Source organism: Pelagibius sp. Alg239-R121 (assembly GCF_947331435.1).
Lineage (GTDB): Bacteria > Pseudomonadota > Alphaproteobacteria > Kiloniellales > Kiloniellaceae > Denitrobaculum.
In genome coordinates this window covers 257,556-279,311 of record NZ_CAMZOF010000008.1, presented here as the reverse complement: position 1 = coordinate 279,311, position 21,756 = coordinate 257,556, and the positions used below count along the sequence as shown (strand labels likewise).

General features: G+C 56.2%; 20 protein-coding genes. 7 read left to right on the top strand and 13 right to left on the bottom strand.

The genetic code is table 11. The annotated features are described in order from the left end of the window. Positions 1-38 precede the first annotated feature (38 nt). Positions 39-1,094, bottom strand: a complete 1,056-nt coding sequence (locus QMZ18_RS25520; RefSeq protein WP_282609199.1) for an LLM class flavin-dependent oxidoreductase — start codon at positions 1,092-1,094, stop codon at positions 39-41. 132 nt (positions 1,095-1,226) lie between these two features. On the opposite strand from QMZ18_RS25520, the gene QMZ18_RS25515 reads away from it, so the two are divergent. Continuing rightward, positions 1,227-2,063: a LysR family transcriptional regulator gene (locus QMZ18_RS25515; RefSeq protein WP_282609198.1), complete on the top strand. Its 837-nt coding sequence runs from the start codon at positions 1,227-1,229 to the stop codon at positions 2,061-2,063. A 74-nt stretch (positions 2,064-2,137) separates the two neighbouring features. On the opposite strand, the gene QMZ18_RS25510 is transcribed toward QMZ18_RS25515, so the two are convergent. The 6 genes from QMZ18_RS25510 to QMZ18_RS25485 all read right to left on the bottom strand — a co-directional run bounded on the left by QMZ18_RS25510 (position 2,138) and on the right by QMZ18_RS25485 (position 7,819). After that, positions 2,138-2,827 carry an RraA family protein gene (locus QMZ18_RS25510; RefSeq protein ID WP_282609197.1) on the bottom strand — a complete coding sequence of 230 codons (690 nt, stop codon included), beginning with the start codon at positions 2,825-2,827 and terminating at the stop codon, positions 2,138-2,140. A 31-nt stretch (positions 2,828-2,858) separates the two neighbouring features. Further along, positions 2,859-3,971 carry a malate/lactate/ureidoglycolate dehydrogenase gene (locus QMZ18_RS25505; RefSeq protein WP_282609196.1) on the bottom strand — a complete coding sequence of 371 codons (1,113 nt, stop codon included), beginning with the start codon at positions 3,969-3,971 and terminating at the stop codon, positions 2,859-2,861. Between the two features lie 128 nt (positions 3,972-4,099). Beyond that, positions 4,100-5,371 carry an adenosylmethionine--8-amino-7-oxononanoate transaminase gene (locus QMZ18_RS25500; RefSeq protein ID WP_282609195.1) on the bottom strand — a complete coding sequence of 424 codons (1,272 nt, stop codon included), beginning with the start codon at positions 5,369-5,371 and terminating at the stop codon, positions 4,100-4,102. A gap of 34 nt (positions 5,372-5,405) precedes the next feature. After that, positions 5,406-6,035 (bottom strand): dethiobiotin synthase, encoded by a 630-nt coding sequence (bioD, locus tag QMZ18_RS25495; protein ID WP_282609194.1) that lies wholly within the window; start codon positions 6,033-6,035, stop codon positions 5,406-5,408. Then, entirely contained in the window at positions 6,032-7,189 is a 1,158-nt protein-coding gene (locus tag QMZ18_RS25490; protein WP_322097286.1) for an 8-amino-7-oxononanoate synthase, read from the bottom strand. The genes bioD and QMZ18_RS25490 overlap by 4 nt, the downstream gene beginning before the upstream one ends. 105 nt (positions 7,190-7,294) lie before the next feature. Beyond that, positions 7,295-7,819: a hypothetical protein gene (locus QMZ18_RS25485; protein WP_282609193.1), complete on the bottom strand. Its 525-nt coding sequence runs from the start codon at positions 7,817-7,819 to the stop codon at positions 7,295-7,297. Between the two features lie 423 nt (positions 7,820-8,242). On the opposite strand from QMZ18_RS25485, the gene QMZ18_RS25480 reads away from it, so the two are divergent. The 3 genes from QMZ18_RS25480 to QMZ18_RS25470 all read left to right on the top strand — a co-directional run bounded on the left by QMZ18_RS25480 (position 8,243) and on the right by QMZ18_RS25470 (position 11,259). Further along, positions 8,243-8,575 (top strand): hypothetical protein, encoded by a 333-nt coding sequence (locus QMZ18_RS25480; protein ID WP_282609192.1) that lies wholly within the window; start codon positions 8,243-8,245, stop codon positions 8,573-8,575. A gap of 415 nt (positions 8,576-8,990) precedes the next feature. Further along, positions 8,991-10,256, top strand: coding sequence for a polyhydroxyalkanoate depolymerase (locus QMZ18_RS25475; protein ID WP_282609191.1), 1,266 nt, complete (start codon positions 8,991-8,993; stop codon positions 10,254-10,256). Between the two features lie 262 nt (positions 10,257-10,518). Continuing rightward, positions 10,519-11,259: an SPOR domain-containing protein gene (locus QMZ18_RS25470; RefSeq protein WP_282609190.1), complete on the top strand. Its 741-nt coding sequence runs from the start codon at positions 10,519-10,521 to the stop codon at positions 11,257-11,259. A gap of 98 nt (positions 11,260-11,357) precedes the next feature. Here the strand turns inward: QMZ18_RS25470 and QMZ18_RS25465 are convergent, their stop codons facing one another. Beyond that, positions 11,358-12,173 carry a dienelactone hydrolase family protein gene (locus tag QMZ18_RS25465; protein WP_282609189.1) on the bottom strand — a complete coding sequence of 272 codons (816 nt, stop codon included), beginning with the start codon at positions 12,171-12,173 and terminating at the stop codon, positions 11,358-11,360. 115 nt (positions 12,174-12,288) lie between these two features. On the opposite strand from QMZ18_RS25465, the gene QMZ18_RS25460 reads away from it, so the two are divergent. Then, a complete protein-coding gene (locus tag QMZ18_RS25460) occupies positions 12,289-13,656 on the top strand; it encodes an SH3 domain-containing protein (RefSeq protein WP_282609188.1) in 1,368 nt (455 codons plus the stop codon). A gap of 148 nt (positions 13,657-13,804) precedes the next feature. Here QMZ18_RS25460 and QMZ18_RS25455 read toward each other — a convergent pair whose 3' ends face one another. From QMZ18_RS25455 to QMZ18_RS25435, 5 genes are all read right to left on the bottom strand, one after another. Then, the gene (locus QMZ18_RS25455; RefSeq protein WP_282609187.1) at positions 13,805-16,057 is read right to left on the bottom strand and encodes a caspase family protein; all 2,253 of its coding nucleotides are present in this window, start codon (positions 16,055-16,057) and stop codon (positions 13,805-13,807) included. 47 nt (positions 16,058-16,104) lie between these two features. Further along, positions 16,105-16,461, bottom strand: coding sequence for a hypothetical protein (locus QMZ18_RS25450; RefSeq protein WP_282609186.1), 357 nt, complete (start codon positions 16,459-16,461; stop codon positions 16,105-16,107). 157 nt (positions 16,462-16,618) lie between these two features. Further along, complete coding sequence (locus QMZ18_RS25445; RefSeq protein ID WP_282609185.1) at positions 16,619-16,909, bottom strand: PAAR domain-containing protein; 291 nt, start codon at positions 16,907-16,909, stop codon at positions 16,619-16,621. An 81-nt stretch (positions 16,910-16,990) separates the two neighbouring features. Then, positions 16,991-17,431: a DUF4399 domain-containing protein gene (locus QMZ18_RS25440; RefSeq protein WP_282609184.1), complete on the bottom strand. Its 441-nt coding sequence runs from the start codon at positions 17,429-17,431 to the stop codon at positions 16,991-16,993. A gap of 117 nt (positions 17,432-17,548) precedes the next feature. Further along, complete coding sequence (locus tag QMZ18_RS25435; protein ID WP_282609183.1) at positions 17,549-18,007, bottom strand: DUF4399 domain-containing protein; 459 nt, start codon at positions 18,005-18,007, stop codon at positions 17,549-17,551. Between the two features lie 458 nt (positions 18,008-18,465). Between QMZ18_RS25435 and QMZ18_RS25430 the strand changes: the two genes are divergently transcribed. Further along, entirely contained in the window at positions 18,466-20,607 is a 2,142-nt protein-coding gene (locus tag QMZ18_RS25430) for an SUMF1/EgtB/PvdO family nonheme iron enzyme (protein ID WP_282609182.1), read from the top strand. 106 nt (positions 20,608-20,713) lie between these two features. Then, positions 20,714-21,742 carry a glycosyltransferase gene (locus QMZ18_RS25425; protein WP_282609181.1) on the top strand — a complete coding sequence of 343 codons (1,029 nt, stop codon included), beginning with the start codon at positions 20,714-20,716 and terminating at the stop codon, positions 21,740-21,742. The last annotated feature ends 14 nt before the right edge of the window (positions 21,743-21,756 follow it).

The window sequence follows — 21,756 nt, the reverse complement described above, 5'->3', positions numbered from 1 at the left end:
AACTCCAGTCGGATTTCGAACTTGTACATTTGCAGTCTTCATTCTGCGGCATTGGCGGCATCCAGAGAACCCGGCTCATTGAGAAAGTGCGGCATGACCTCTTCAGCGAAACACCGGATCGATTCTTCGGTTTCAGCCTGGCTTGCGCCGAAGTTCATATTCAAGATGACCCTGTCGATCCCTGCTTCCGCATAAGGCGCCAATTTGTCGATCATCTCGCTTGGTGTGCAGATCAGAAGGCTGTCGGCAAGCTCCGCCATCGTCTGGCTGCGCGGTAAAGGTGCGATCATCCCATTCTCAACGATACCCGGTCCCGTAAAAACGTTGTCAAAGCGACTGTAGTAATCATAGGCCGCCTGGATCTTCGAGTGCCGATCGGCTTCGTTCTTTGCCATGAAAGCAACACGGGAGAGTGAGAGAGTTAAATGTTTGCCCGCCTCGCCCAGCTCAGCCTTGCCGCGCTGAAAGGCATCGACCTGGTTCAGCATTAACTTATGGTCGCCAGATAAAGGCGTCGTCTGGATGTGAAACCCGCGTTTCGTGCAGTGATAAATTGCTTCAGGCGCCAGGACTGCCATCATGATCGCCGGACCCGTCCCGGACATAGGCCGTGGCATCACAGTCAGAGCATCAAACTTGTAATATTTGCCGTCCCAGGACACCTCTTCTTCCGACAGCAGTGCGACCAAAAGGTTCAGGGATTCGTCAAACTTTTCCCGGCTGGTTTCGAGCGGTACGCCTAGCCTGTTCATTTCGTAGCCAAAAGCACCGCGTCCAACGCCCAGCATCAATCGGCCGTCGGTGAAAATCTCGGCGGCGATCACTTCGCCTGCATAGATGCGCATGTCGTGGAGCGGCAATACGACCACCGAGGTCATAATCTTCACCCGCGCCGTGGCGTCCGCGATCTTTACAGCAAACTGCAGAGGCGCCGGCATCAGCAGAATGTTGATTAAATGATGTTCGGTCAAAGAGACAGCGTCGTATCCGAGACTGTCCGCCAGGATCGCCTGGTTCAACATGTCACGATAAAGCTGCGCCCCGCCGTAACTCTTTTCGGGATAGTAAGCCGAAAGCTGCTGACTGAACTTCATGGGTGTCTCCAACGGGAAGAATCAGCGGCGTCAGCCGCCACGACAGCGATTATGAGGCAGGTTTTCATATTCGAATAACGAATTATTTTGCTAGTATAATTCGAAATTCCCGAATTAATGTGGAACGAATTCATGAACATCGCAGCACTGCGAACCTTCCTGGCCATTGTCGAAACCGGCAATCTGATCCGCGCCGCCGAAAAGCTCAATGTGACTCAATCCACAGTGACTGCTCGGCTCAAGAGCCTGGAAAACGACCTCGGTCAGAAGCTGTTTCACCGGCGTAAATCCGGCGCCGAGTTGACCTCGCCGGGCTTCAAATTCCAACGCTACGCCCAGGTCATGACCGACCTCTGGCGCCAGGCACAGCAGGAAACCTCTCTGCCGCCGGAGATCCAGGCGATTTGCAACATTGGATGTCATATCGATCTCTGGCCAGCCTTGGGGCGCACGACATTTGACGAAATTCGGCAACGTTCCCCCAGCACAGCCCTCTCCGCCTGGCCCGGAGAACAAGGCGACCTCGACAAATGGCTGGGCACGGGACTGGTCGATGCCGCTCTCTGTTACGCACCCTCGGTTCACGAAAACCAGACAGCGACTGCACTGTGCGAAGAACGGCTGCTTCTGGTTTCGACAGAGCCACGCGCGCTCATGCGATGGGATCCCAATTACATCTACGTAGACAGCGGCGAAGACTTTCGCCGTCGTCATGCCGAGACTTATGCGGATAGCGAAACACCCAGTGTTACTTTCGGATGCGCGGTATGGGCCTTGGAGTATCTGCTGGATGCCGGCGGCTCAGCCTATCTGCCCGAGCGTCTTGTTGAACACTACATCGCTGAAAAAGCTCTTCACCCGGTTCCGGATGCGCCTAGTTTCTCGCGCAGAGTATACCTGGTTATCAATGACCGTGCCGGCAGCAACTGGCCCTGGTTGCAGGATCTGGTCTCGGAGTTGGCGGCTTGACCACATGAAACAGAGGCCGGCTCACTTTTAACCCTGCAACGATCAGGTGTTGGCGCAGCATACAGGGGAGCTCATCAATGGATTTCGCTCGCCTCTGAAAGGGCTTTCTTCAAAGCTTCGATGCCAAATCCCTCCGCGCGCGCCGCGTGGAGAATTTTTGCCTCGCGCCGTGCAATTAGATCGACGGCTTCGGGAATTTCCTGTACCGCCGATTCCGGGACGACAACGGCGCCATGACGGTCGGCATGGATCACATCTCCATGGCTGACCTCCATGCCATGAACATTCACGGACGTTCCAAACTCGACTTCGTGACAGAAAGCATGGCTCGGGCCAACCATGCCGCCCAGCACTTGAAAGCCCGGCGCACTGTCCGGAAGATCCCGGTAAGATCCGCTGGTCACCACGCCGAGCGCCCCCAGGCCCTTGTGGACCGCGGTATGCACTTCTCCCCAAAAAGCGCCGATTCCGGGACTCGGATCCAGATCCTCGATCACAACAATGGTGGGATGTGGTCCTGCAGCGACATATTCATAGTAGGGCACCCGACTTGGGTTCGAACCCAAATCCGGCACCGCGGCCCTGATTTTAGCCGTCCGGGCATAACCGCAGATCGGCGCCATATCAGGATACAGGCAGGAAAAGGGTTTCACGCTAAAGCCATAGCCGCGTCTTTCCGGAACAACGATCTCAAGCGCATTACAGATCGTCGGTGTATCCCATTGTGTCAGGATTTTCAGGTCGTCTAACGTGGGCGCGGTCATAGCTTCTCTCTCAATTCTTTCAATGGAGATCTTACAGGGCTTCTGGAATATTCAGATCCCTCACGCCGCTCTCACGCGCAGCCAAGATCAGGCTGTCCCATGTCGGGCGCGGCAACGGAACGCCCTCGGACAAGCGTTTTGCCCGTGCCTTACGTTCGGGATCCCCGGGGATCATCACCGGCGCTTGCGGATCGGCGGGTCGCGCCGAGCGGACAAACTCGATGTAGTCCGCAACGGCATGGCCAATCCCCTGCCTGTCATCCATGGCGTCTGGGGACAGATAAATCGACAGCATGCCGTTATAGGGTCCCGACCCGGGCCCACTCGTACCCGAACCGGTCAGCGCACCGGCAAGCAGCTCGCAAGCCAAGGCCAGTCCCGACCCCTTGTGGTCGCCCATGGCGACGAGCGCACCGGATCCCGCACGCGGGTCGGGCACGCTGTCTTCCGGCACCGGGCCATAGAGTGCCAGAGGATCATGGGTGGGCTGCCCGTTCGCGTCCACCAGGCTTCCGGGCACGGTGGGCTTGCCGCCTTTCAATGCCATCAAAACCTTGCCTTCGGCCACCTTAGAAGTTGCAAAGTCGAGTATAAAGTCGTCGCCCCCGGCATTGACGACACCGATCGCAACCGGTGCCGTAGACATTCGGCGCTCACCCGAACCAAAGGGCGCAACGAGCAGACTGCGGGCGACATTGACGAAATGAATGGAGACCAATCCAGCGGCACAAGCGTATTCCGCCCAGGCGCCGATGCGGCCGAGATGCCCGGCATTTCTGAGCGCAATGACGGAAACCGAATGCTTCCGTGCCTTCTCCAAGCCGATATCGACAGCCTGCTGCCCTATGACCTGTCCGAAACCGAATTGGCCGTCGATAAGAGCAAAGGCGCCACCGTCAATGACAGTCTCGACCGACCGGCCGAAATGCATGCTGCCTTGCTTCACCGCCTCCAGGTAGCGCGGTACACGCACCACGCCATGACTGTCGTGTCCAGCCAGATTTGCGCCCACTAGATTTTCGGCAATTGCCGCCGCCTCACCGGAACCCGCGCCAGCCGCAGCAAACGTATTGCTGACAAAGGCAGTCAAGATCTCAGCTGGCAGGGTGACATCGCTGCTGACGGTTCCGTCCGCCGCAGTCATTGCGGCACCAATCGATTACTGAAGCCGACGGGGTGGAAAATTCTTTTAGTCATGGCGAAACTCTAACGCCGTTCTCCGAACCTGTCTCCCCTAAGCGGTTACTGCAGACGATAACAACTGCCCGAGTGCTAACCCCCGGTGACTTCGCCTACGCAGGCCAGAATCGTGTCGTACAACAGATCCATATCAGCTTCGCTGATGCAATAGGGGGTCATGAGATAAACCGTGTTGCCGAGAGGGCGCAGCAGCAATCCCTGCGATTGGAAATAAGCGAGCATCTTTGGACCGACACCAGCGAGATAGCCGGCGCTATCAACCTTCACGTCCATTGCCGCAATGGTGCCGCGCCGGCGCACATTCTCAAAGCGACCGTCGCTGCGAACTTCGGCAAGACGGCGTTCGTGCATGGCTTCGATTGCGGCAATACGTTCGCCAACGGGTTCTTCCTGCCAGATCCGCATGTTTTCCAGACCAGCCGCGCACGCCACCGGGTTCGCGGTATAAGAGCTCGAGTGGAAGAAGGTCTTGCGCCGGTCTTCCGAATAATGGGCGTCGAAGATCCTTGCCGCACACATTGTTACGGCCAGGGGCAGTGCGCCGCCGGTAATGCCTTTGGAGTAGCAGGCAATGTCCGGCACGACACCGGCTTGCTCACAGGCGAAGAGAGTCCCTGTGCGGCCCCAGCCGGTCATGACTTCGTCTGCGATGAAGAGTACGTCCTTTGCTGCGCAGATCCGCTTCATCTCGCGGAGCACTTCCGGTGAATACATCAGCATTCCCCCGGCACCGAGCACCAGCGGCTCGACGATGAAGGCCGCGGGCGTGTCCGGCGCATTACAGGCACGTTCCAAAGCATCCAGAGTATCCTGTTCCCTGCCCGCCGCCCGAAAGGGAATAGACTGGACATCGAACAACAGTGGTTCGTATGGCTGATTGAAAACACCGCGCTCGCCGACCGACATAGTCCCGATTGTATCGCCGTGATAACTGTTCTCCAGGACCAGTATGCGCTTCCGCGCTGCGCCGCAGTGGGCCCAGTAACCAAGCGCCATCTTCAACGCGACTTCGACGCTGGTCGAACCGCTGTCCGAATAGAAGACGTAGTCCAAACCATCCGGCGTGACCTCGACCAGCCGCCGCGCCAATTCTTCCGCCGGTTCATGGGTGTATCCGGCGAAGATGACCTGATCGAGCTTTTCGGTCTGGGCCCGGATCGCCGCCTGAATGCGCGGATAACAATGCCCGTGCGTGATTACCCACCAGGAAGAAATCGCATCGATGTAGCGCGTCCCGTCAGCCGCATAGAGATAGATGCCGTCACCCCGCTCAATCATTGGAATTTTCGGCGTGATGGCGTGCTGGGTGAAAGGATGCCAAACAGGCGAAGCTGTGCGTTGCATCGTCACAAGTGTCCCTATTAACGTTTAACGGCGGTTACCCGAAAAAATCGGACGAACGGAAGTTTTGCGAAAATGTCTCCGCAAGACTGGCGCTGTTGAGTGCCGCCAGGCGCGGCAGGCGACCTAAGCGGCGGACGTTACCCATCTCACAGATCGTTCGTTCGGTGTCCGGCACTGAGTCGCCGATAAAAACAATCCCATGGATCGTCATCCCTCGTGATTTGAGAGCTTCCAGAGATAGAAGTGCGTGATTGATCGCCCCCAAAGCCGTTCTGGCGCAAAGGATGACGGGCAGCGACCAACTAGCGAAGACATCGATATACAGCGTCTCGCGCGTCACAGGCACCAGCAGCCCTCCCGCCCCCTCAACGATCAATGGGCCTTCGATCTCAGGCAGAACCAAGCGTTCAACGTCAATTTCAATGCCATCTATCTCCGCAGAGACATGCGGTGAAGCCGGGGTATTCAGGCGATAAGTTTCCGGCAGGATCTTTGAACCTGGCAGGCCCGTCAGTCGACTCACAGCCTCTTTGTCGGTTTCCTCCTCCAAGCCGGCTTGGATAGGCTTGAAATAGCTTCCGTTCAGTGCCTGGGTCAACATGGCCGAAAACGCGGTCTTGCCAATGCCGGTGTCGGTACCGGTTACGATAAACCCAGCCGTCATTGCGGATTGGCTTTCAGGTGCATCGCCAAGCAGTCGATCATATCCGTTACCTGCAATTCATCGACGTGGAGCGTCAGAGCAATCCGCAGCCGCGACGTCCCCTCGGGAACGGTTGGCGGACGTATGCCCCGGATATCGAACCCATGAGACTGAAGGGCCGCAGCCAGTTTCATTGCACGGGCATTCCCACCGACAATCACCGGCAAAATCTGCGATCCGCTGCCCTCCATCCCACAACGAGTGACCAACTCTCGGTGCGCAAACTCGACAAGGTTTGCCAGTTTGTTTTGGCGTTCCGGTTCAGTCTGCAACAGCTTCAAGGCATGCCGCACAGCCGAGGCCATGAGAGGTGACGGAGCCGTTGCATAAATAAATGGGCGCGAGCGGTTGACCAGAAATTCGCAAAGAACGGAGGGAGCACAAATCAGAGCACCATGGGCGCCGAGCGCTTTGCCGCAGGTGTGCAGGCAGATGACATTCTCCCGGCCCTCGTAAGCAGCCGACAATCCCCTGCCCATTGGCCCGAATACACCGGTGGCATGGGCCTCATCAATCAGCAGAAAGGCATCGTGACGGTCAGCGACTGCAAGAAAGTCAGCCAATGCCGCCCGATCCCCATCCATACTGTAGAGGCTCTCGACAGCAATCCAGACGCACCCCTTACCCCCTTTGTACCGCCAATCGCGGATAATATCCTCGACTGCCTGCGGGTCATTGTGTGCAGCTTCCAGATATTCGGCCCGGCCCGCACGCATCCCTTCATGGCAACTTGCGTGAATCAGGGCGTCATAGACCAGCAGATCGCCGCGCTGGGGCAAGGCCGTGAGCAATGCAAAGTTGGCGATGTAACCGCCACCTAGAAACAGTGCGCGCTCGGCACCGAAAAAGGTGGCCGCTTCAGCCTCCAGGGCCTCATGTTCAGGGTGATTCCCGCGCAACAGCCGTGACCCGCCCGAACCGACGGCCACCCCGCGTTCGAGGGCGTCGATCATTGCCTCACGCATGGATGGCGCCTCGCTTAGGGCGAGATAATCGTTTGAGCTGAAGTCGATACCCTGCCTGGGCGCAAGAGCCCGCCGGCGGCCAAGCTGATCCAACTCAGAGAGCGCTGTCTGATAGCGATGGGTCTTTGAAGAATTCGTCAGGGCGGGCACCAGTCAGGGTGGTCTGTGTCAGCAAAGATCATGCGGGATTACGCGAGAAAGTTTTATACCTTTGCTGCAGTGCGGTAAAGTCAAAGCAGACCGGATTACGTCGTTTCAGCCCAAAGATTCGCGGAGCCGCTTGAGTGCCAGAATTTGCTCGTCCGTAGCCCCTCGACCTTCAATCGCCGAGACCCGCTCAACCATCCCCAGCAATTCCTGCCTCTCATTGGCCGCCAAGTTTTTCGACAAATTGCCGGACAGCCTGCGGACCACTTCATCGGGATTGGCCGACTGTTGCGCCAGCCAACGCCCGTAAGCGGTAAACTGTTCTGCATCTTTATCCGACGCACTAAAAACGCGCCCGCATTCCTGCTGTATCGCAGTCATTTGTTCACGGGTGTAATCGCCATCCATCTTTGCGATGGCTGCTAATATGCCTGCCGCCGACAAGCGCGGGTCTTCCACGGTATCAAGTGGGTTTTTATCCGCAATACGCCGATATCCGAAACGCCGAACCGCGGCACGGACATCATCCGCAACCTCGACCACCTCCTTTGCCGCCGACGCCGCATTCCTCGCCCGCCAAATCCACGCAACAGCAACACCGACAACCGCCAAAAACCCCAAAAGAATATGCACGCCAGCCTCTAAACCAACCGTATCGAATGAAATTCGACCTTAGCCAACAACCTCAGATTAAGATAGAGGGCTAAATTGGTGTGAGGTATATTACCCGATTAAATCTGTTTTTATTATGTAAATTCAGTATTTTATAGAAAATTTCTCGCTAATCTTCACAGCAACCACTGATAAAATAGATGCGGAGTGTATCGCTCTTAAGAATCAATTATCTAGCACAGTTAAAACCTTGTTTTCGGTGCAATTCCGGGAGCGAAGAGTCCGGATTACTCCGCCACCTGCCCCTTTCTTATCGCCTTAATCTGTCCTAACATGCCGCTGCAATCACGAGACTTTTGGGGATACTTGAGATGGCGGATGAAGTGACATTGGCATTCGGAGCTGGCGGTTTCAGCCGCATCAGCCTGACCGGAGGTACGCTCAATGTTGCTTAAACGCCCGGCACGTCCTTCCCGGTCCCAAAAAGCATGGCTGCGCCGCGGTCTCGATCAGCCTGGAGGAAAGCTGCCGCTCTTTAACAGAGAGGGTCAGGAATACTCCTCCCGGACCATCAAAAGCTGCATCGATCAAGGCTGGGCAGAACCCTGGTTCAATAACCCGCTGAAACCCGACTGGCTGGTTTGCAAGTTGACCGACTCGGGGCGCATGATCGCGTCGCTTCCTGACACGGAGCGGGCGAAAACGAGAGAAGAAGTCTCAGAAAAGCGCCCTCAAGCGATCGCAGGGCGAGCACAATCTCAGATATCCCTCATCTAAAAAAAATACCCGTTCAAATTATCGTTTGCTGCGTGAATTAGATGCCGCAGAATACTGATATAAAACGCTTCAGTAGCGGTTACGCTGCACCTAAACAATATTGGCATTAATAAAATACCAATTTACGAAATACCGAAAATTCAAATGGTTAATTGCTCTTTTTGCCCTTAATGGACAATTGTTTTACTTGCCTTGGTTCCGGAAATTTCGTTTAAGGTAAGTCCGGGGTCATAAAGTTGCTTTCTTTAAGAACCAAAGTCCGTGTTAACCCCAATATGCTAACGTGTGGCATTCGTGGTATCGAAGGCGAAGAGATATCTGCTTAGGGGACCCGGGAGGAGACAGCTTCAGGTCGTCGTTATGACTGGCAATCAGGCACAATAAGAGGCTTGAACAGGATTGCGGCAACGGCCTGATGGGACGTCAACAAGAGGTCAACGCGGAGTCGATCGTAATGCTGTATGCCTACCATGAGATGAACAATGCCGCGCTTGCGCCAATGCGTGCACTCGCCAAAGCAACACGCAGCATGTTCCAGCATCCCATGGTGCCGCTTTCCTACACCAGCCTGGGTCAGGCCTTTGCTGCCGGCGCCGACGTTTTGGATGGCGCCATTCGGCATCGAGGAAAACCGGCGTGGGGCCTGCCCGACACGGTAATTGACGGCAAACGTATCAAGGTCACCGAAAAGGTCGCGATGCACCGTGGTTTCGGCGACCTGCTCCACTTTGAGCGCGAAACCAAGAATAAGGACCCAAAAGTCCTGCTGGTCGCCCCCATGTCTGGGCATCATGCGACCCTGCTCAGGGGGACGGTAAAGGCCCTCCTGCCCGCTCACGATGTTTACGTTACCGACTGGACGGATGCTCGCACAGTCCCACTCAGTGAAGGCCGCTTCGGCCTGGACGAGTACATCAGCTATCTGATGGACTTCTTCCATCACCTGGGTGACGACGTGCACGTCATTGCGGTTTGTCAGCCTGCGCCGCTGGTTTTGGCGACCGTGGCACTTATGGCCGCTGACAAGGATCCCTGCCAACCGCTGACGATGACGCTTATGGGGGGGCCAGTCGATACCACCGCTTCGGAAACCGAAGTCACAAAGCTCGCCAGCAGCCGTCCGCTCGAATGGTTCAAGCGGAACATGGTCGCCAAGGTTCCGCTCTACTACCCGGGCGCCGCCCGCGAGGTTTATCCCGGCTTCATGCAACTTGGCGCATTCATCTCCATGAACGCGATGCGGCACGTCAATGCCCACGTGCAGATGTTCCAGCACCTCATCAAGGGTGACGGCGATTCCGCCGATGCGCACCGGCGTTTCTACGATGAATACCTCGCCGTGATGGACATCACGTCCGAGTTCTATCTTGAAACTCTGGAATGCGTGTTTCAGCAGCATCACTTGCCGAACGGCACCATGCGCTGGAAGGGCCAGACCGTCGACCCGGCCAAGATCAAAAAGACCGCTCTCATGACGGTCGAAGGCGAACTCGACGATATTTCGTCCCCCGCACAGACCTACGCCGCCCACGACCTCTGCAGTTCACTTCCGGAAGAGAAACGGGCCCACCTCCTGCAAAAGCAGGTCGGCCATTACGGCATATTCAATGGCCGCCGCTGGCGCGAAAAGATCAGGCCGGGCATTTCTGAATTCATCCGGGCGAACGATCCGTCGTTCTAAGCGGTCAAAAAAGCCCCGCCTCGACCTAATACCGGCCCCCTAGAGCCGCCGTTTCTCAAGCTCGTCCGCCAGTTTTTGGCACGGCTTCCTGCGGGCGTTCCCGGCGTTAAAGTTTCCTACACCATAAAGCGAATATTCTGCCGTCATCCTCTTGCAGGTTCAGAATCCCCAATCCGGCTCGCGTTTTTCCGGGTCACAAGAAACCGACGGTAACCACATGATGTCTCTTGGAAAGAAACCAGCGACCGTACGGCCGGTCGCGATGATCACCCTCTTTGCGTTACTCGGCCTGACAGGTTGCGCACAGGTCTATGACGACACGAAAGGCTGGGGTAATGACGTCGAAGCCTGGTTTCGAAGTGACGTCATCAAGCCAATTCGCGCCAAAATTCATGGCGAAGAGGAATTGCACGACGGGCAGATGGCCCCGGCATTGGTAGAAGCGGTTCCCGCCCAAGCCCCTGCGGCAGTTCCCATGAACGCCCCGGCCCCTGCTCAAAGTAAACCCACCCCTCAACCGACCGTGGTCGCGAGCACGGCGGCAAAAGTGCCGGTTGTCACATCGGACAAGCCAATGACCGACGCGCATGCAAAAGCGCCAGCCGATACTTCACATGGCGGCGCGGCTCACAACCTCTATCCACAGACGGCCGGCAAAGCACCCCATAAGCCATCGGCGAAAAATCCCGAATCGGCCACGCAGCATAAAGAGGCAAAACAGCACTCCTCAGATCATAAGCCAGCGATGGCGGTCCATCTTTCGTCGAATAAGAGCAAAGAGGCCGCGATGCAGGAATGGTCGCAGCTGAAATCCGCTTTTCCAAAACAGCTGAGTGGCCTGGAGCTCGATGTCGAACGCGCAGACTTGGGAAAAAAAGGCGTTTTTTTCCGGGTGTTGGCCGGTCCGTTCGAGGACAAGTCTGCAGCGCGCCAGATCTGTTCGCAGCTTAAAAAGAAACAACAATACTGTGCGGTGATGCCTGCCCCCAAGGCACAGAGCTAAAGCCCGAGCGGTCTGGATTGCGCCAGGTAAAACTCTAACAGCCGTCCTTCAACAACGAACGCCTTCCCAGCGACGGATACGGCCGACACTCGGGGGCCTTAATGGGCCTCCAAAAAGGATATGATGGCCTGTTTTGCGCGCTCGGCATTCTCCAGAATTGGTGAATTGACGATGGCATGCCCGTTACCGGGCAAAACAAGCGAAGTCGCATCGGGACGTCCATTAAACACCTGGCCGCAGTGCTCGCCGCGCTTTGCCGCATACCAGGGATCATCACCCCCGAGTATCGCTAGCACGGGAACAGCAGCGTCAGATTTTATTCCGACGTTCGGTGGACGCCCTTGGCAGTGCCAGCCCGTAATGACCAGGCCCGCCAGGCTAATGCCGGGATAATTGGCAACCGCCATTCCTCCCTCGCTGAAGCCCATCACGAAAACACGCGATTGATCGATCCAGGGGAGAGCGCGAACCTGTTGAAGCGCATATTCAATTTCTTCGACCCGATAGCGGTGGGCTTCGGGTGCCAGTGCGGTCCGATGATCGGCAACCGAACAGTTTGACCGGCGATGCGACCTGGCGAAGCTATCCGGGAAAAACGTCGCATAACCGGCTTCCATAAAAACCAGGCGGGCCGCTTCTTCCTCCCGGGCAATGCCGTTACAGCCGTGCAGAAAAATAATCGCTGCCATATTGGTTCCGGGTGGAATCCCCTGAATTCCACGCTGAACAAAGCGATCACGCCATTTTCCAAGAATAGGCCGGCCGCCAAATATATGCCCCGGAATGGAAACATAGGAGCGCTGCCAGGTCGCGGCGACATCTGCACGTGCTCCTGCCGGCGACTGCAATAAACTCAGTAGCAGCCCAGCAATAAACACTGCGGTCAACCGCCCCCCTGTCGTCTTAACTTTCATAACGCCGCCCCTGCTGGTTCTCTTGCCTGTTTTTGTATGCGTCACTACAATAACAACAGATTCGAGGAATGAGGCGTTAATTCTCGCAGATCATTGAGTTTGGGGGCCGGAATTTATGGTTTTTCAGCGTGCTACAATTATTGTTTCGGGTGTCGTCGGAGCAACTTTGTCGCTCTCTTATCCGGCATTGGGTCAGATAAAGCCGCCGCCGGTCGGTGCAAAATACACCTTCGATTGTTCCTCTAGCGTGAACGCCAATTACGAAGAAATCTATTCGGTTATCTCCAGCAGCGGCTCGTCGGTCCGCGTCGAAGTTTATGACGGAATCGACCGGAACTGGTACGAGAAACCCCCGCACCTGCTGGTTACGACTATGATGTCGAAGCAGAGTATGCGAGGAAACGAATCGGCAATGCCCGACATTCCGAGCGACTTCCAGCAGCTGCAATCTCTTTCCATAGGAGGCAAATATTCCGGATATGTAACGGAACGCCGCCGCAAGGAACGTTTGGAATGGGACTACACGGTTTCCGTTCTGGGGCGCGAAACCGTCTACAACAGAGCCTTCGGCGACCTCAAGGTCGTCAGCGTAAACGAGTCCCGCTGGGTCAATGTCTATTCCTCAAATCTCGATGTCCAATATGCCCCCGATCTCGGATTTCCCTTAAGTTGGAAATACACCGATTCCAATGGGGCTGAGGTCGAATGTGAATTGGCTTCCGCAGAAGGCGTAGCCGCAGACGCTGTGGTCGCGGATGGCGGTGCGGCAAGTGCTGGAGGCTCACAAGCCAGAACGCAAATAGCAGTGGTGCCAAGCCCATCCCGCATGCGTGCGGTCGTCAATGCCAACATCCGTGAAGAGCCATCCCGTAAAGCGGCTCGTATCGGCCGTCTCGGCAACGGAACTCGCATTTCGGTTGACGGCTATGTCGACGTCGGTGGAGAACGCTGGTACGCGCTTCCCCTCGATAACGGCACAACCGGGTATATTTTTAGCGGCCTGCTGAAAGAAGCTGGTGCGGCAACACCTGCACCTACGCCCGCACCCGCTCCAAAGGTTGCGACGAGTACAGCAAGCAAACCAGCCACACAAACCGCAGTAGTCAAGGCACCGGCAGTCACGGCGCCGGCGGCTGCCCCTGCTACAGGCGATACGGCAGCACGTCTCAAGAAGCTTGACGAACTGCGGCAGTTGAATTTGATTTCCGAAGCCGAGTACGAAAGAAAGCGGGCAGCCTTACTGGGTGGCGGACAGTCGGCCGGAATTGCCGATCAACTCAGGGAAACCAATACTCTGTTCCGTCAGGGTAAGATCAATCCTGAAGAATTCGTTCAGGCGCGCGCAGGCATACTGTCAAAGATCAACGCGCAGGATATGGATGCCAAGCAAGGTCTGGTCCTCTTGAACGACCTGATCAATGAACGTTTGATATCCGAGGCGGAGTACAGCCGCAAGCGGGCCATAATGCTCGACGCCCTATAGAACCTGATCGGTTTTATGCCGAATTAAAAAACAAAACACCCTCTAACTCAATTCGTTAGAGGGTGTTCTTTGGATTTGAATTACGTTCTTGTGACCTGCTGTTCTGGTGAATTTCTGGCCGGTCCCACTTAACTGGGTTCGTCCGTCCTTAACGCTGGGCGGCAAAAACGAAGTCGCCTCCTTCATGCCCCGCAAACCTGAGGTCCGAATAATCCGGCTTTTGGTTTGCTGCCAGCATCACAGGTCGACGGACCTGCAGCGCAAGTTCAGTCCCCTTCATGCGTCCTTTGTTTGACCGCAGGGCATCGAGCACCGCCTTGGCAAAGACGGAATGGTTGCCGCCGCCGCCGTCGACAACCGGCTCCAGGCCGCCCGACGTAAGAACGACACGGACGCGTTTCTGCAGCAGTTGCTGCTCTGCCTCGGGACCACGCAGGGTCACTTTCAGACCGCGGGTAAGCGTACCTGAATAACAGCTGTCCACGATCAGCATCGCATGCTTTGCCTCAATCGCCTTCAAGGAGTCGGTTATTGTGACGTTCGAGAGCCAACTGACCTGAGTCTCGCCCGAAGCATCAACCGGCAACCAGAAACCGCGATCGGACCCAGTATCCAAATAGCCATGGCCTGCGTAATAGATCAGCAGATTGTCCTTGTCCGTCAGGCTTTTCCGATAGTCGTCAAGTGCACGGATAATATCAGCGCGCGTCGCATCGAGCAGCAGTCTGACCTTATATCCATAGGCATCCTCCAGCACCTGGCCAACAGCACGGGCGTCGTTGATCGCTGTTTCCAGACGGGGAAGATTTTCGTAGGCGTTGATGCCGATCACCAGAGCGTGGTACCGGCCGAGCCCGGCTACGTCCGCTGGTTCAGGTTTGGTTGCGCGGCTTGCAGACGCCGGCGGTTCGGGTTGAGACCTGACCGCGACCTGTGTGTTTTGCTCAGTTTGCGGTTGAACCAGATCGCCGAAGATATAACCGATACGTTCGTCCTGGGTGCTCACCATGACCCAATTCTTGCCGACGACCCGGCCCAGAACGGTGATATTGTCGCCGCGGCGTAGTCCGCCGATCCGGCCGGCGCCCGCTGTCGGTGCAGATCTGATATTCGCGTTCTTGGCCGCGACATAAACCGAAAACTCCGGAACGATCTCCGGCGGCTCTAAATCAGCAGCGGGCACAGGCGGCGCTTTTACGGCCGCCGTTGCAGTTTGCGTTTTCTTTGACGTTGCCGGCTTAGCCGGTTCCGCTTTCGCCACGCCACTCTGCGTTCCTTCAGGGCGATAGGTTTTGTCGACCTCCCCGGTTGGCGGCGGTGTATAGATCGGATCGACAACAGTGCCCGTAGTTTTTCCGCCAGTGGCAGCGGCAACACGGCTGGAAGTCCCAGTTCCACTCGCCCGGCGAACGGCAAGGACCGACTCTTCCTGCGAAATTGAACGCCAGGCATCAATCCGTTTATCCACGGCAGCGATCTGCGTGGACGAAAGGCGTTTTCTTGTCCGGCTCACGCCTTCACGCGCTGTTTTCGCGAGCTCGTTCCGCCGCGCCTGTGTCGCGAGACGGTACCAGTAAAAAGCCTCTTCCCGGTTCCTTTCAACGCCTTTTCCCGCCTCATAAAGCAAAGCGAGATTGATCTGTGCGAGCGCCCACCCTTGTTCAGCAGCCAGACGATACCATTTTGCGGCTTCGCGCAGGTTGCGGCCAACGCCTTCACCCGTCTCATACAGAACGCCGAGATCGTTCTGAGCCCGTGCAAAACCGTGTCCGGCCGCCTTGTTAAACCAATCGACGGCCTGCCCTAAATCACGGCGCACCCGTGAATCACCGCGCTGGTAAACGAGTCCGACCTTGTACTCGGAAAGCGCATAACCGCGCTGCGCCGACGGCATAAACCACCGCAAAGCTTCAGAGAGATCCTGTTTAACGCCCCAACCTTCGAGATACATTTCCGCGAGATGGGTTTGCGAGGAGACATCCTGCAGGTCTGCGCCACGGCGATACCATTTCAGTGCCTCGGCAAGATTGCCCAGATCAAACTGATAGGTCCCGCCAATGTTGGCAAAGGCAGCCAAGTAGCCTTTTTCAGCCACATCAAAAAGATAAGGCAGGCCCTCGTCGCGGCGCTTGGCCCGCAAAAGCGCGCGTCCAAGCTGGTACTGAAACCGGAGTTCCTGGGGATGAAGCTTCACCGCATCTTCGCACGCACGCACGGCAGCACGGCCATCCATCAGATCCCACGCCACACCCTCGACGACGCGTTGGCTGTCAGCTGGATGCGCCGCCAGACGGTCGCAGGCTGAAACCGGCGCCGCGGGCTCTGCACGGACTGCGTTCCCAAAAGACAGAGAAGCGCCAACCACTATGGCAGCGGCAACAAGTCCGAAACATTTAAACACGCCAACTTTCCCTGATCGAGATAAAGGCCTGATCGGCAACATGCAGCTTACCAGCCGCCGCCACCGCCGCCCCCTCCACCGCCGCCGCCACCGCCGCCGCCACCACCGCCGCCACCGCCACCGCCATCATTGCCACCGCCACCGCCTTCGAGGCCAGTGCCGGAGCGGGCAATCGGATTGTAGGGTTGGTGGCGTTTATGGCCTGAAGGTGCCGGGATCTGCATGGCGATTTGAGTTTCAGCAGATAGCGATTCTAGGTTCTCTGTTACGAGAGCAGGCTCATTTTGCGCCGATTCTAACGAATGACAGCCTGCAATAGCAGCACTGCCATAGGACATAACAACGCCTGCGACGATGAAGCCGGGCAGAAAAATTACCTTTGATTTCATGGGCTTATTCTTCATTGATCAACTCCTCGCATAGGCAGTGCCGCGTCATCGCGGCAGCTTTATTTGTACGTATGCAGTCAATTATAACTGCTTTTCACAACAATTGTTACTGATTTTGTCAGGCCGATTGACGTAACCACTTCGCGACACAGCTCAAATGCCGAATTCGCAGCTAACCGCCAATCAGAACGGTTGGGCAGCCAGCCACAATAATGCCACCATGCGCCGTCATGTCGGTCATGCGCGCTGCCGGCATAGAACCGATCAAAACCGTGGCAGACCCCTTCGCAATCGTATCAGGAGGGCCAACGCAGGTCACAAGGTCCGTCGCGCGTGCTGCGGGCATTTTACCCACCAGAACAGTCGGCTGTCCCTTTACGATCGGACCTCCGACGTGGGGAACGACCCCCGTTACCATCGGACAGGTGTGCATGTCGGTCATACGTGCCGCAGGCATTCCCATATCTCGCTGCTCCCGCTGTATTCCTCTGGTTTTGCGCCGGCCACCCCCAGGGTATTGCCGCCGCTTCAGTCACATTGCGCTCTATTTTACCGTAACCGTAATCTTCTTCGAAACGACCGGAGGATCATGCGGTACGTGGTCGTGATCCCCAAGCATCAATTGAAGGGTGTGAACACCCGGTTCAAGTTCGATTACGGTTTCCGTCTGCCCCGCACCGAAATGAAGATGGTTGTTATCCGCTGGAATATCCTCGTCGAACGGCGGCAAATCACGATCGATAATCAGGTGGTGATGCCCTGCGTTCGGCCATTCGATGCCAGCAGGCGCCAAGCCCATATTTCGAAGTCCGAACCACACGCGAAACCGACGATTCTTGATCACTTCACCATCGTTCGGCCAACCGATGTAAAGATATGCGTTCTTCGGCGCCGGCGTATCGCCGGCAAGAGCCGGCAGCGCAGCCAAAAGCGGCAGTGCAAATACGGACGCCGCGAGCAGGCTAGCCAAGGCAATTTTTTTCATCTTTCAGTCCTTTTACCTGACCGGTCTCGACGCTTGGCTTCAATGATATGAAACGGTCGCGGAGCGCGGTCTAATCAAGCCAACAAATCCGATTTCCCTCTCCCAGGCCTTCCGGCCTTAAGGAACGATCACTGTAATTTTCCGCGACATGAGCGGCGGATCATGAGGAACATGGTTATGATCGCCCATCAGGAGCTGCAAAGTATGCGTGCCGGGAGGCAACTCGACTCGTGCTTCGGATTGTCCGGCACCGAAATGCAAATGATTGTTGTCGGCTGGAATATCTTCATCGAATGGCGGCAACGGCGAATCGATAATGACATGATGATGCCCCGTATTCGCCTTTTCGACGCCCGAAGGCGCAACACCGATTCCCCTGGCCCCCATTCTTAGCCAGAACTTTCCGCCTTTGATGACAGTGCCTTCGCTCGGCCAGATTATGTATACCTTGGCGTCTTTTGGGGCAGGTGTCTCCCCGGCAACCGCGCCCTTTATTCCCCCGGTCAATCCTCCGGCCATCATCCCGATGACGCCGGCAGCAGCGGCAACACTGGCAAACGTTAAAGCTCTGCGCATTCTATCCCCCATTCATTTGAACGCATGCCTATTAAAGCACAATTGTAAGTTACCATAGCCATCCTATTGGTGTAAGGCGTTTATAGAGAACAGGCTATTTCAAGACCAGCCAGCCCGGCCGATCGATCATCGTTCCCAGGCCCGTCCGAAGCGGTGAACAGTGGAGCGTAGTTGTTTCAAAATGCAAACCAACTATAGTAACGGTTAAAGCCGGTTAACGGTGCAAACTATTTGGGTGAAGACAAACGGTTAAAATCGTTGAGAGAATCCTGCGCAAAAAGCGACGAATCGCCCTTTCGAGCAATAGCCGAAAAGACGAATATGGCTTTCGTTCCGTAGCATAGTTGGCGCCTTAATCAGTTTTTGAGTACTTTGGGGTGTATAATCAGTTGGTCCAGACAAGGGTCATCTGGTTTTTCGGCTTTAACGACATATGCGAAGTGGTATCGAACAGTATCATGTTCAGAATTTCGGGGTTCTTTATTGCGCTCGCGGCTTTTTTTGCAATCACCGCTGAGCAGGTTGACGCAAAATCAGACGCTGTAGCGCTGGTTATCGGCAATGCAGCCTATCAAGGTGACAGGCTCGCCAATCCCTTGAACGACGCGCGGGCCGTCTCGGACGTTCTTCGAGAGGCTGGGTACGATGTCATTACGGCAACTGATGCCGACGGCAGCACCGTTAGAAAAGCTATCTCTGAGTACCGCAAACGACGCGCTCTGGGCGGAACAGGCTTTGTCTACTTCGCTGGCCATGGTGTTGAGGTCGACGGTGACACCTTCATCCTTCCTATCGATGCCAATACGACGGCGTCAGAACTGATTAAATCGACGGCAGTCTCCGTTACTGAGCTCACAGAGGCAACAGCCAAGGGCGGCAGGACACTGATTCTGCTCGATATTTGCCGAACTGCCCCTGCTAACTCCGAGGCCGCCAAAACACCGCAACAGCATCTTTCATCGCGGGATCTGCCAGCGAACACCCTTTTGAGTATCGCCGCCTCTTCAGGACAAGCAGCGAACGAGGGGGCAGATGGTCACGGGCTCTTTACCCAATCGGTCCTGCGCGCATTCAGCTCTTCTACGACTTCTTTGCATGAGGCGCTGGAGTCCGCACGCCGCGAGGTTTTGATTGTCACTCAGGGTCGTCAAAGACCGGTCGTCGTGGCGTCTTCCGATCTCACTCTGGCTGCCTCGCAGTCCGAACGCGAAATCCTGAAATCGCCCCTCCTGGCGTCGTTCGATCTGGCACAACTGCGCCTGGCACCTGGAAAAACCCGCGGTATACAACCCAAGAAATCCGGTGCTCACGATCTGGAATTCTGGAATGCTATTAAAGGCAGCACCGATGCCGCCGACTACGAAGCCTATCTCGAGTCCTTTCCTGAAGGCAGCTTCGCGCCGCTGGCCCGCCTTCGTATTCGCCAGTACAGCAAGAAGGCTGAAAAGCAGGCTCCTAGTAAACCGAGCTTCAGCGTTGACGATATGGAGGCGCCCTATGTGGCCCTCGCAAACGCGAACGTGAGAGCCTTGCCAACGGCCGAATCGGACAAGGTTGGTGAATTCTCAAAGGGGAATGATGTCGAAGTAACCGGGCACGTTGTCGGCGCCAATTGGTACCGCGTACGGGTCGGTGGCAACACGGGCTATGTCTTCGGCGACCTCATTGAGAGTGCGATTACTGCTGCTCAACGGTCCAAGCCTCCTAAAGCGGCTGAACCAGCGGCTCCCGCACCTGTCACCACACCAACGGTAGCAACCGTAGAAAAGAAACCAACGCCGAAGGCCAAGACTCAGGTCACCGTCACCGCCAAGAAAAAACCGGCCGAACCCGAGCCCCCTACAGCCGTTGCCGCCCTCACCTCGGGTGAAAAAACCGCCGGTTCAGGCCAGCGGGACTGTGAATTCTGTCCGGAGTTGGTGCAGATTGTACCTGGCAGCTTCACAATGGGGTCAAATTCCGACAACGACAACGAACGTCCGGCAACCAAGGTGACGATCAAAAAGGCCTACGCAATCGGTCGGTACGAAGTTTCGGTCGGTGAGTGGGCCTCTTGTGTTTCCGATGGTGGATGCAGCTACAAGCCGAAGAAGAAAGCCGGACAAAGCGATCGCGCTCCAATGCGTAATCTCAGTTGGCTGGACGCCATGGAATACGTGAATTGGTTGGCCAAGAAAACCGGGCGCCCCTACCGCCTGCCCAGTGAGGCTGAGTGGGAGTACGCCGCCCGTGCCGGCACTAAGACAAGCTATTGGTGGGGCCGTGATGTAGGAAGCGGAAAAGTCGACTGTAAAGACTGCGGGAGTGAATGGGTTCGAAAGAATCCACCCGAATTGGGGTCTTTCGGCGCCAACCCCTTCGGTCTCTATGATACCAGCGGCAGTGTTTGGGAATGGACGGCAGACTGCTGGACCAAATCTCATGACGGCGCTCCAAGAGATGGCTCGGTCAGAAATAGTGCCGACTGCCGGCAGCGCGTTTTGCGTGGCGGCTCCTGGCGCAACGAACCGGCGTACCTGCGCTCGGCATCGCGCTTCAACTACGATGCAAACGTGCGCTATCTGGTCAATGGGTTCCGGGTGGCTGTCAGCGCAGAATAACCTCCGTCCACTGACGGCTTTTTCAGCAGTATGATAAGCTGGGTGCCGCCCTTGGCGTCCAGCATCTGCTCTCTTCTTTTCCGTACTCACCTCAAGAGAAAACCGTATGTCCAGCGAGTCCTTGAAGCGGGTGGCATTATCCAACCGGTTGGAGCAACCGCAGGGCTTCGCCGGATCTCAGACGCCGCAGCTTTTTCACACGGCGTTAAGCTTGGCCGGCTATCAGGTCATCGATGCGGATCAACTCCTGCAGGATGACCAAGGTGGTTCCACACCGCGCACCGATGCCTGGATTTCCCTGCGCAGCGAAACGCAAGAAGACGAAGAAGCGATGCGCTACTGCAGCCAAAGGTCTTTACCTTACTACCTCATCGACCCTGTTCTTTCAGACCTCGAACCCACAACGCAAGACGATAACGCCTTGGCCGGCCGAGCCTGTTGTTTCCTGCCCCAGGCAAATCGTCTCAATCAGCAGAGCACATCGAACGAAACAGCTGTCTATGTTCCGCCGTTTTTAGACCCGGGACCTTATTTCTCGACCCAGCGTGACGCAGAGTCTCTACGGCAGAACCTGTCCCAACGTTATAACCTGCAGGAAAACGTCCGCTGGATCCTGCTGTCGGTTCCAGCCGGCTGTAACAGCGATTCTCTTGTGTCGACCTTCGAATCCCTGTCGCGCCTCTATATGTTCGATTGGAACCTCGTGGTGTCCGCACATGATGAAAACCGCCATATTGTGGAACAGCTTTTGCCGCGGCTTCCAGCAAAGAGCCGCTATTTGATCCGAAACGATGTTCCAGGCGAGCGAACCGGTTTTTTGGCGGCGAGCGATATTTTTCTCACCGCCGAGAGAAACGGTGACGCAGTGTTCGATATCCTGGAAGCCCTCGCATCCGGACTGGCCGTCGTCGCTAACAAATGCCCGGCAGTCGAAGAGGTGGTCGAAAACGGCGTTACCGGGCGCCTTTCAGCGGCTGGAAACCCTGCCTCATTGTCGAATGACCTGACGTTCCTCCTGAGGCACAGTAATTTTCTGAAGTCCTATCGGGATAATACTCGAGGCCAGATCGCCGCGCGGCACGACATCCTGGTCGCAACGCAAGTGTTGCGCGGATTGCTCTCACCCAGAATTTGATCGATTTTTTCTCA